Genomic DNA, 11177 nt, shown 5'->3' with positions numbered 1-11177 from the left:
AGAGACAGCACACAGAGCGCGGCAGATCGCTTTGTGTGGGAGCCGCTTCAGCGGCGATGGCCCGGCCTGTATCACATCGTGAAGCGAATGTTCTCGTCCGCCCGGAGCGTGCTGTGCGCTTCGAGGTACTTCTCACGAGTCGGCGCCACGAAGCTCACCGTCACCGACTGGTAGTTGCCGGCCGGCGTGAGCTTGGTGGACAGCGTCTCGTGCAGTACCTCGAGGCCGATGGCGTGCAACAGCGCCGGCACATGCTTGTCGAGGCCCGCGTTGGCGTTGCCGATGGCGGTGATCTCGAACTCGCCCGGGAAGGTGAAACCCTTCCCCTGCTTCTGTGCCTCGCTGAAATCGATCTCGCGCATGACGGCGTGCCCTCTTACTTCTTGTCGCTATCGCTGTGGAACCACAGCATGATCGTGTCCCAGAGGCGCGAGAAGAAACCGCCCTCGGGCGCATCGGCCAAGGCCACCAGCGGCTTCGTAAGCACCGGCTGGCCGTCGAGCGTCACGCGCAGCGTGCCCACCTGCTGGCCCTTCTTGAAGGGTGCGATGAGGGTGGCCGGAATGTCGAGGTTGGCCTTCAGCTTGTCGTAGTCGCCGCGCTTGACCGACACCATGGCGTCTTCGGTGAGGCCCAGCGGAACGGTGTTCTCAGCGCCCTTCCACAGCTTCGGCGTGGCCAGCGGCTTGTTGGCTTCGTAAAGCTTGTGCGATTCGTAGAAGCGGAAACCGTAGTTGAGCAGCGCCAGCGCGGCATCGGCGCGGCCTTTCTCGCTGCTGGCACCCATGACGATGGCGATCATGCGGGCGTCGCCCTGCTTGGCCGAGGCGGCGAGGCAGTAGCCGGCGGCGGCCGTGTGGCCGGTCTTGATGCCGTCCACGGTGTTGTCGCGCCACAGCAGCAGGTTGCGGTTGTGCTGCTTGATGCCGTTCCACTCGAACTCCTTCACCGCCGAGATGGCGTAGTCCTCGGGGAAATCGTGGATGAGCGCACGCGAGAGGATCGCGATGTCGCGAGCCGTGGTGAAGTGGTTGGCAATGGGATAACCCGACGCGTTCTGGAAGTTGGAGTGGGTCATGCCCAGCTGCTTCGCGTACGCGTTCATCAGGTTCGCGAACGCGGGTTCCGAACCGGCGGTGTGCTCGGCCAGCGCGATGGCGGCGTCGTTACCGGACTGGATGATCATGCCGTACAGCAGGTCCTTCAGCGGCACCTGGCTGTTGAGCTTCAGGAAGCTGGTGGAACCGTCGGTGCCCGCACCGCCGCCGCGCCAGGCGTTTTCGCTGATGGTGACCGGATCGGTCATGTGGATCTTGCCGTTGCCGATCTCGGCGGACACGACGTAGTCGGTCATCACTTTCGTGATGGAGGCCGGCTCCACCTGCATGTCCGGGTCCTTCGACGCGATGATCTGCCCGGTGTTGTAGTCCATCAGCACCCAGCTCTTGCCATCCACCTCCGGCGGCGGCGGCACCGGCGCCTCGGGGACCACCGGCCGCGGCACGGACGGACGGGGCGGCGTCTGCTGCGCCACGGTCACGCCGGCAACGAGCGCGGCGGCGGCGAAAGCGAACAGGGAACGGGGCAAGAGCTTCATCGTTTCAGCGGTCCAGTCAAAACAGGAAAAAAAGGAGGTCAGTCTACCGCGACCTGCGGCCTGGGCAGGCCCATGCCGGCAATCTGGTCGGTGAGGCGGTCGGCGGTATCCACGTCGGACAGGGGTCCCACGCGCACCCGCCGCACGTTGCGGCCACCTATCTGGGTCTCCACGACACTGACAGGCCCGAGGCCGGCGCGGTTCAATTGATCGGCCACGCGCTGCGCGTTCGCCACGTCGGAGAAGGCGCCCACCTGGAGGTAGATACTGGGCTTTCCGGGCACCGGCGGCGTGATGGCGCCCGCGGGCACCGCCGCGGCCGCGGGAGCCGCACCGGCCTCCGGCGGCGTCGCGGCGGCAATCCGCGTGGTGGTGCCCGCGGCCCGCAATGTGCTGCCCGCCGCCGGCGGCAAGGCCTCGGTCGGGGTGGCATCGGTCATACCGGCCACGCTGCCGTCGCCGTAGTCGTCGGCGGCGTCCCCCGTCGGAACGGTCGCCGCACCCATGGCGCCCACGGCGGCCGCGGGTGTGGTCACCGTACGGGGCGACGCCGACGTCACAGAGGCGCCGGAGGAAGGTGCGCCACAACCACTCCCTGTGGGAGCCGCTTCAGCGGCGATCCCGCGGCAGCGGGCAGCCTTGTCGCGAGGATCCATCGCCGCTGAAGCGGCTCCCACAGAAGCGGCTCCTACAGCAGGGGCCATAGGCGGACGGGGCGCGGTTACCGGCGCGGGCTTCGGGGCCGTATTCACGTAGGGCGCGCTGCGTTCGCTGCCGGGGTCGCCGGGATCGATGGCGCGCACTTCCACGAGGCCCGTGCCTTTCGGCCAGACGCCGATCTTCACGGCGGCGGCGAACGAGAGATCGATAAGGCGGTTTTCGTGGAACGGTCCGCGATCGTTGATGCGGACGACGACGCTCTTGCCGTTCTCCAGGTTGGTGACACGCGCGTAGCTCGGCAGCGGCAAGGTCTTGTGTGCCGCCGAGAACTGGTACATGTCGTAGTCCTCCAGGCTGGAGGTCTTGTAGCCGTGGAACTTGTTGCCGTAGAACGATGCGATGCCGCGCTCGACGTAGCCGTGCGGGCTCGGCAGCACCCGATAGGTCTGCCCGAGCACCGAATACGGCGACTTGTTGCCGTAGAGCGAACGGGGCTCCGACTTCGGCACCGGCTCCGGCAACTTGCTTACATCGGGAATGTCGGTGGGGACACTGTCGCTACGGCTGCGGTAGCGGCTGGACTGGCCTTTGCGGATGTCGTCGTAGCCGCCACGCGACGAGGGCGCCGAAGTGCCGCCCCGCGACGACGGGCGGGAGTTTTTCGAACCGCCGCACGCGGCGAGGAGCACGGCAACCAGAACCGTGAAGAGGATTTGCGCGACGCGCCCTTTTGTGGGAGCCGCTTCAGCGGCGATGGGCGCTTGCGACAGGACTGCCCGCTGCCGCGGGATCGCCGGCGTAGCCGGCTCCCACAGGGCATTTGCCGTCGTCACCGCGCCCACGGCACCCTTGTTCATCGCGCGTCCGGCCCCTTCACCCGTGCGCGAATCTCCTGCGCCAGCTGATCCACCGCCATGGCGTACATCGGGCTGCGGTTGTACGTGGTGATGACGTAGAAGTTCTGGAACACGAACCAGTACTCATCGCCGTTGGGACCATCGAGACGCACCAGTTGCGCGTCGCGCCCCGGATTCACGTGCTGCAGCGGCGCGAAGCCCTCCGCCACGAACGATTCCACGGGCGCCACGGGGCGCCAGTCTTTCGGTACCCCGGGTGCCACGGCCCGGGCATCGGGCTGGGCGCGCATGGCGATGGGGCCACCGGCTTCCCAACCGTGCTGCGCGAAGTAATTCGCCACGCTGGCGAAGATGTCCCCCATCGAGCCCTTCATGTCGATGCGGCCGTCGTGGTCGTAATCCACACCCCAGTCGCGAATGGACGAAGGCATGAATTGGCCCCAGCCCTGCGCGCCCGCGTAGGAACCCGTGAGCGTATCGAGCGGGCCGCCGAGGTGGTTCGAGGGCAGCTCCAGCAGCGCCTTCAGCTGCTCGCGGAAGAACGGCGCGCGCTTCGGGTAATAGAAAGCCAGCGTGGTCAGCGCGTCGAGCACCTTCCACTTGCCGGTGTTGCGGCCGTAAAAGGTTTCCACGCCCACGATGGCCACGATGTATTCGGGCGGCACGCCGTATTTGCGGCCGATGCCGTCGAGCAGCGCGCGGTGTTCGCGGTAGAAATCGGCGCCGGCGGAGATACGCTGCTCGGTGAGGAAGATGGGACGGTAGTCGCGCCACGGCTTGCCTTCGGCGGGCCGGCTGATCGCATCGAGGATCGCCTGCTGCTTCTTCGCGCCGTCGAGCAGCGCGTTCAGCGATGCCTTGCTTTTTCCGGTGTCCTTCGCCACCTCGCGCACCAGTTGCTCCTGGCCCGGATGGGTGCCGGCTTGGGCAGCGGAGGCGAACAGCAGGGGGAAGGCGATCAACGCGCCGGCGAGGCGCGGGAAATGGCGTGCGGTTGGTGCGCGGCGCGCGGAGAGAACTTCATCCATACGCCGAAGCGTAACACGCGTTTCTGGTGTATCCCGGGCGAAGTTGCAGCGCGTTCAGGCCCTGGAAAACAGGGAGGATACTTGTGGGAGCCGGCTATGCCGGCGATCCCGCGGCAGCGGGCGTGCTTGCCGCGAGCACCCATCGCCGCTGAAGCGGCTCCCACACAACGCTCAGGCTCAGTCGTGCAGCTTGCGGTTCGCGTGGATCGACATCAGCACGCCGAAGCCCGTGAGCAGCGAGACCGCCGACGTGCCGCCGTAGCTCACCAGCGGCATGGGCACGCCCACCACGGGCAGGATGCCGGCGACCATGCCGCCGTTCACGGCCACGTAGACGAAGAAGCTCATGCCGATGGCACCGGCAAGCAGGCGCGAATAGGTGTCGCGCGCGTTCATGGCGATCCACAGGCAGCGGCCGATGATGAAGGCGTAGAGCAGCATGATGGCGATGACGCCCACCAGCCCGAACTCTTCGGAAAACACCGCAAAAATGAAGTCGGTGGTGTGCTCGGGCAGGAAATCGAGGCGCGACTGCGTACCGTGCTGCCAGCCCTTGCCGAACACGCCACCCGATCCCACGGCGATCTTCGACTGGATGATGTGCCAGCCGTTGCCCAGCGGGTCGGATTCGGGGTCGAGCATCGTGCGCACGCGGTTGCGCTGGTACTCGTGGAGGAACTGCCAGGCCACGGGTACGGCCGCCGACGCGCCGCCCACGAGCAGGCCGATGCGCCACCACGCCATGCCCGAAAGGAACAGCGCGAACGCGCCGGCACCGGCCACAAGCAGCGCCGTGCCGAGATCCGGCTGTTCCGCAATGAGGCCCGACGGTACGGCGATGAGCAGCCCCACGACGGCGATGTCCTTCCAGCTCGGTGGCAGCTGCCGGGGGTGCAGGTACCAGGCCACCATCATCGGCATGGTGAGCTTCAGCAGCTCCGAGGGCTGGAAACGCATGATGCCGAGGTCGAGCCAGCGATAGGCGCCCCTCCCCTCGCCCAGCACCGCGACCACCACGAGCAGGGCCGTGCTGGCCATGTAGAGCCATGGGGTCCACGATCTCAGCACCGGCGGCGGAATGCGCGAGATGACCAGCAGCAGCACGCCGCCCAGCACGAAGCGTGCGGCCTGGCCGCCCACCAGCGAGTAATTGCCGCCACCGGCGCTGTAGAGCGTGGCCAGGCCCGCGCAGGCCAGCACGAACAGCGCCAGCAGCAATGGCAGGTCGAGCCGCGGCCGGCTGAGCAGCCGCAGGCCGAAGCGCTTCATGCGGACGGACAGTTGGTTCAGCACGCTACTGGTCCTCGCCATTGTCGGAAGGTGGCGCGCTGCTGCCGGCGGCCGCCGGCGCTACGTCCTGCGCGGACGACGCTTCCGCGGCTTCCGCCTCGGGCACGGTGTCGGCCGTCACCACCTGTCCCGGGCCCGGATCGGTCGGACGCTGCCCACCCTCGTCCACCACCCACTGGTCGAGGATCTTGCGCGCGATGGGGCCCGAGTCTTCCGCGCCCCAGGCGCCGGCCTCGAGCACTACGGCCACCGAGATCTTCGGATCGTCGGCTGGGGTGTAGGCGATGAACAGCGCGCGGTGGCGGCTGGCCAGGTAGGCCTTGTTCTTGTTCGTGTCGTACGCGTCGGTCTTGCGCGAGAAGCGTTCGGCGGTGCCGCTCTTGCCCGCGATGATGAAGGGGAAGCCGATGCCCAGCTTCTTGCCGGTACCCTTGCCCGAGTTGATCACGGCTTCCATGCCCTCGTTCACCGCCTCCCAATCCGCGGCCTTGCGCACCACGGAAGGGCCGGTGGGCGGGAAGGGCTGGCGGACGCGCGCGCTGTCCACGCCGTCCTGCGTGTCCAGCAGCAGGTGTGGCGTATAGGGCACGCCACGGCCCGCGAAGGTGGCCACGGCGTGCGCGAGCTGGATCGGCGTGACCGCCCAGTAGCCCTGCCCTATGCCGGAAATGATGGTTTCGCCGGGGTACCAGCCGGCCTTGCTGCGCGAGGCCTTCCATTCACGCGAGGGCAGCACGCCCTCCACTTCGCCAACGAGGTCGATGCCGGTCTTCCTGCCGAAACCGAGCTTGCCCATCCAGCCGGCAAGCCGGTCGATGCCCATGTCGAGGGCCAGCTTGTAGAAGTAGGTGTTGGTGGACTTCTCGATGGCGCCGATCATGTTCACGGTGCCGTCGCCGCCGCGCTTGTCGTCGCGGTAGCAGCGCGATTGCCCCGGAATGCAGAACTCGCCGGTGGAAAGCACCGTGTCGCTGGGCCGGCGAATGCCCATCGTGAGGCCGCCGAGGGCGAGGAACGGTTTTACCGTGGAGCCCGGCGGATACACGCCGCGCAAGGCGCGGTTGTACAGCGGTTTGTCCGGCGCCGTGGTCAGCGCCTTGTAGTCCGCCGAACTGATGCCGTTGACGAAGAGGTTCGGGTCGAAGCTGGGCTCACTGGCGAAGGCCAGTATCTGGCCGTTGCGCGGATCGATGGCGATCGCGGCGCCGGCACGGCCGTTCATCGCCTCCTCGGCGGCCTTCTGCAGGCGCACGTCGATGCTGAGGTAGATGTTCTTGCCCGGCGTGGGCGGCGTGGTGTCGAGCACCGCCTGCGTGCGACCGTCGGCGTTCACCTCGACCAGTTCGTAGCCGGGCTCGCCGTGCAGCAGCTTCTCGTAGTAGCGCTCGACGCCGATGCGGCCTATGTGCGTGGTGCCCTTGTAGGTCGCTTCTTCCTCGTCGTCCATGCCATCCAGGTCGTCCGCGTCGATGCGGCTGACATAGCCGATGACGTGGGCCAGCTGTGCCCCCATCGGATAGCGGCGGGTAAGGTACGGCACGACGTCCACGCCCGGGAAGCGCCAGCGGTTCACCGCGAAGCGGCCGATCTCGTCCTCGGTGAGCTTGAGCTTCAGCGGCACGCCTTCGAAGCGGCGGCTCTGTTTCACCTGCTTCTTGAAGCTCGCGACATCCTCGTCGGTGAGGGGCACCACCTCGCCGAGGCTGGCCAGCATGCTGTCCATGTCCGTCACCTGCTCAGGCGTGACCTCGAGCCGGAACGCGGGCACGTTGTCCGCGAGCAGCACGCCGTTGCGGTCGTAGATGAGCCCACGCGCGGGCGGAATGGCCCGAGGCTTCACGCGGTTCTGGTCCGAGCGCACCACGAACTCGTCGTGGTGCAGCACCTGGAGGTACACATAGCGCACGCACACGCCCGCCAATCCCAGCAGGATCAGCGCGAAGCCCGCCATGGCGCGGCGGCGGAAGAGCGCCACCTCGCCGCGGACTTCCTTGATCGAGGCGCGCCGCCGGCTCATGCCTCGTGGATGCGCAGGCGCGCGCGGAGGTCGTCGAGGATCAGGAACAGGAACGGCCAGAGCGCCGCGCCCACCAACGGCGAGATCCAGTATTCCGGTGGCGGCAGCGGATCCCCGCTGAACACGCGCACCAGCATGAGCAGGATGCGGTCGTTCACCAGCAGGCCCAGCACGGCCAGCGACTGCTGCCACATGGGGAAGAAGCGCAGGCGCGAACGGAAGCGCAATGCAATGAACACCATGGCGGTGAGCCGCAATGCCTGCTCGCCGAGCAGCACGCCGTCGAAGAGATCGGCTGCCACGCCGAGGCAGAAGGCCAGGCCCAAGGTGACGCGGTCGCCCGACTGCAGGCACCAGTAGAGCAGCACCAGCGCAGGCCAGTACGGCTTCAACGGCATGAGCGGGCCCGGGAGCGGCACGAGCATGAGGAACAAGGAAATGAGCAGCGTGGCGGCGAACCACAGCTGGCGGACACGAACCTTGTTCATGGCGTACCCCCCGTCGGAGCGCCCGCCGTGGACGGCCGCGCCGGCGTCGGCGTGGCGGTGGGCGACGTGACGGACGGCAACGTGGCCGCAGGCGGCGCGTTGGGATCCGGCGCCAGGCTGGCGGGCGGTCCCGCCGCCGGGGCGGGCGCCGGCGGACCCGCGCTTTCGGCGAGATCGTGCAGCAGCAGCACGTCCTCGCTGCGATCGAGGTCCGCCGCGGGTCGCGCCTGGGCCGAGAGGAAGGTGCCGGACGGCGTCTGCGCCACGTCGCGTATCTCGCCGACCGGGAAGCCCGGGGGGAAACGCCCGCCGAGTCCGGACGTGACCAGCTTGTCGCCCACCTGCACGTCCGCCGACACGGGAATGTTGGGCAGCGTGAGCATGTCGCCCGCGCGCGAGCCGTAGGCGATGGTGCGCAGGCCGGTGCGTTCGATGGTCACGGGAATGGCATGGTTCGGGTCGGTGATGAGCATGGCCACCGACGTGCTCGGCAGTACTTCCACGATCTGGCCCATGACCCCTCGCGCGTCGATCACCACCTGGCCCGGCTGAACCTTGTCGCGCGCACCCACGTTCAGGACGATGCGATGGCGGAAGCTGCCTAGATCCACGCCGATGAGGCGCGCGAGCTGCACGTTCAACGAAAGGCTGTGCTGGGTATCCAGCAGTTCTTTCAGGCGCTGGTTCTGCTCGGCGACCGACGCCATGCGGTTGAGCTTGGCGTTGGCCAGCAGCAGGTCTTCGCGCAGGCGCTGGTTCTGGTCGGTCAGGCGCTGGCGATCGGCGAAGGCCACCGTGGCCGCGTGGAAGCCCTGCGACGGCAGGCCCGCGATGCGATAGACGGGCTCGACCACGAGGGACAACCCGTAGCGCACGCTACGCAGCCAGCCGCCACGGTGGTCGAGCACCATCAGCACGCACGCAAGCGCGAGGTAGACGATGAGCCGCAGCGTGCCCGCCACGCCGGCCGCGAACAGAGGCGACTGTTCGTCGCGATTGAGAGCCATGTCTCAGGGTGTCCCCGTGCGCCCGGACTTCCCGCCCGCGCGCGCCCTCATCATTCGAACGCGAAGAAGTCGCTGCCGTGCTGGTCGATCATCTCCAGGGCCTTGCCGCCACCGCGGGCTACGCAGGTGAGCGGGTCGTCGGCCACCTGCACGTGCAGGCCGGTTTCCTCGGAGATCAGGCGATCCAGGTCGCGCAGCAGCGCGCCGCCACCGGTGAGCACGATGCCGCGCTCGGCCACGTCGGAGCACAGCTCCGGCGGGGTCTGCTCCAGCGCCGCCTTCACCGCCGCCACGATGCCGGACAGCGGCTCGTGCAGGGCTTCCAGCACCTCGTTGGAGTTGATCGTGAACATGCGCGGCACGCCCTCGGCGAGGTTGCGGCCGGAGATCTCGATCTCGCGCACCTCGCTCTGCGGGAAGGCGCAGCCGATTTCGAGCTTGATCCGCTCGGCGGTGGACTCGCCGATGAGCGTGCCGTGGTTGCGGCGCACGTAATTGATGATGGCCTCGTCGAAGCGGTCGCCGCCCACACGCACGGACTGCGAGTAGACGATGCCGTTCAGGGAGATGACGGCCACCTCGGAGGTGCCGCCGCCGATGTCCAGCACCATGGAGCCGCGCGCCTCGTGCACCGGGATGCCGGCGCCGATCGCGGCCGCCATGGGCTCTTCGATGAGGAAGACGTCACGGGCACCGGCGCCTTCGGCCGATTCCTTGATGGCGCGGCGCTCCACTTGGGTGGAGCCGCAGGGCACGCACACCAGCACCCGCGGGCTCGGACGCAGCATGCGCGACCGGTGCACCTGCTTGATGAAGTGCTGCAGCATCGCCTCGGTCATGGTGAAGTCGGCGATGACGCCGTCCTTCATGGGACGCACCGTGGCGATGTTGCCCGGGGTGCGGCCCAGCATGCGCTTGGCGTCGCCGCCCACCGCCGCCACCGCGCGCGGACCGCCCGGACCACGGTCCTGACGGATCGCCACCACCGACGGCTCGTTCAGGACAATGCCCTGCCCGCGCACATAAATGAGCGTGTTCGCCGTGCCGAGATCGATGGAGATGTCGTTCGAAAAGAGTCCGCGGAACTTCTTAAACATGATGCGGCGGGCGCCCATAGCGGGAAAAAGTAAGCGTGCGAGTCTAGATTGGCGCCCTCCCCCACGCAAGGGTACAGTCGTTAAGAAAGCCTTGTAAGTCCGAATGATGCAAGCGGAATCTGCCCCGCCGGAGCCGGTTCGAGCCCCTGCGGGAGGTCGCCTCCGGGGCCGTTTTTGGGTAGCATCCACAGGTTTGCCGGACCCCGCGTGGGCGGCTTTTCCCACGGCCTCAGCGGTCGTGCCAATCCATATCCAGGGCCACCCAACGCATGACTGCCGTAATCTGCGGATCGCTCGCCTATGACACCATCATGGTGTTCCAGGACCAGTTCAAGAACCACATCATTCCGGACCAGGTGCACATCCTGAACGTGTCGTTCCTGGTGCCCGCCATGCGGCGCGAGTTCGGCGGTTGCGCCGGCAATATTGCGTACAACCTCAAGTTGCTCGGCGGCGAACCGATGCCGGTCGCCACGGTCGGCCAGGACTTCGCGCCGTATCGCGCGCACCTGGAGAAATTCGGCATCCGTCTCGACGGCGTGCGCCAGTTCGACGACCAGTTCACTCCGCAGTGCTTCATCACCACGGACCTGGACAACAACCAGATCACGGCTTTCCATCCCGGCGCCATGTCCAGCGCGCAGGAAAACCACGTGCGCGACATCGCGCATTGCACGTTCGGCATCGTGGCGCCTGACGGCCGCGAGGCCATGCTGCAGCACGTGGACGAGTTCGCCGCGCGCGGCGTGCCCTTCATCTTCGATCCGGGCCAGGCCATGCCGTTGTTCAACGGTGAGGAATTCCGCTCGATGATCACGAAGGCCACGTACGTCATCGTCAACGACTACGAGTCGCAGCTGTTGCAGCAGCGCACCGGATGGAACGCTTCGGAGATTGCGTCGAAGGTCGACGCGTACATCGTCACGCAAGGTCCGCGCGGTTCGCTGATCCACGTGGACGGCCAAACCGTGGAGATTCCGCCGGCGCGCGAGCGTCAGGTAGTGGACCCGACCGGTTGCGGCGACGCATACCGCGCCGGCCTCATCTTCGGCATCATGAAGGGCTACGACTGGCCCACCGTCGGCCGCATGGCGTCGCTGATGGGAGCCCTGAAAGTCGAGCACCCGGGCACGCAG

Annotated in this window: 10 protein-coding genes; 1 reads left to right on the top strand and 9 read right to left on the bottom strand. The window is 67.4% G+C overall.

From position 1 onward, the window contains the following. Positions 1 to 71 precede the first annotated feature (71 nt). The 9 genes from ACPYOD_RS18510 to ACPYOD_RS18470 form a co-directional block, all read right to left on the bottom strand. Complete coding sequence (locus ACPYOD_RS18510; RefSeq protein WP_481303172.1) at positions 72 to 362, bottom strand: DUF493 family protein; 291 nt, start codon at positions 360 to 362, stop codon at positions 72 to 74. 14 nt (positions 363 to 376) lie between these two features. Next, on the bottom strand, positions 377 to 1597 hold the full coding sequence (locus ACPYOD_RS18505; RefSeq protein ID WP_481303171.1) for a D-alanyl-D-alanine carboxypeptidase family protein: 1221 nt from the start codon (positions 1595 to 1597) through the stop codon (positions 377 to 379). A gap of 38 nt (positions 1598 to 1635) precedes the next feature. Next, a complete protein-coding gene (locus ACPYOD_RS18500; protein WP_481303170.1) occupies positions 1636 to 3114 on the bottom strand; it encodes a septal ring lytic transglycosylase RlpA family protein in 1479 nt (492 codons plus the stop codon). Then, the gene (mltB, locus tag ACPYOD_RS18495; RefSeq protein ID WP_481303169.1) at positions 3111 to 4142 is read right to left on the bottom strand and encodes a lytic murein transglycosylase B; all 1032 of its coding nucleotides are present in this window, start codon (positions 4140 to 4142) and stop codon (positions 3111 to 3113) included. Before mltB ends, ACPYOD_RS18500 begins: the two co-directional genes overlap by 4 nt. A 177-nt stretch (positions 4143 to 4319) precedes the next feature. Further along, entirely contained in the window at positions 4320 to 5411 is a 1092-nt protein-coding gene (rodA, locus tag ACPYOD_RS18490; RefSeq protein WP_481303173.1) for a rod shape-determining protein RodA, read from the bottom strand. 25 nt (positions 5412 to 5436) lie between these two features. Continuing rightward, complete coding sequence (mrdA, locus tag ACPYOD_RS18485; RefSeq protein ID WP_481303168.1) at positions 5437 to 7449, bottom strand: penicillin-binding protein 2; 2013 nt, start codon at positions 7447 to 7449, stop codon at positions 5437 to 5439. Further along, a complete protein-coding gene (gene mreD, locus ACPYOD_RS18480; RefSeq protein WP_481303167.1) occupies positions 7446 to 7937 on the bottom strand; it encodes a rod shape-determining protein MreD in 492 nt (163 codons plus the stop codon). The genes mrdA and mreD overlap by 4 nt, the downstream gene beginning before the upstream one ends. Continuing rightward, complete coding sequence (gene mreC / locus ACPYOD_RS18475; RefSeq protein WP_481303166.1) at positions 7934 to 8944, bottom strand: rod shape-determining protein MreC; 1011 nt, start codon at positions 8942 to 8944, stop codon at positions 7934 to 7936. Before mreC ends, mreD begins: the two co-directional genes overlap by 4 nt. Positions 8945 to 8994: 50 nt before the next feature. After that, positions 8995 to 10041: a rod shape-determining protein gene (locus tag ACPYOD_RS18470; RefSeq protein ID WP_072322142.1), complete on the bottom strand. Its 1047-nt coding sequence runs from the start codon at positions 10039 to 10041 to the stop codon at positions 8995 to 8997. 269 nt (positions 10042 to 10310) lie between these two features. On the opposite strand from ACPYOD_RS18470, the gene ACPYOD_RS18465 reads away from it, so the two are divergent. Then, positions 10311 to 11177, top strand: an 867-nt coding sequence (locus ACPYOD_RS18465) for a carbohydrate kinase family protein (protein WP_481303165.1), incomplete at its 3' end; no start/stop codon positions are given.

The sequence above is a fragment of the Luteibacter sp. HAY1-4A genome, from assembly GCF_056755355.1.
This window is presented reverse-complemented; position numbering and strand designations above follow the sequence as displayed.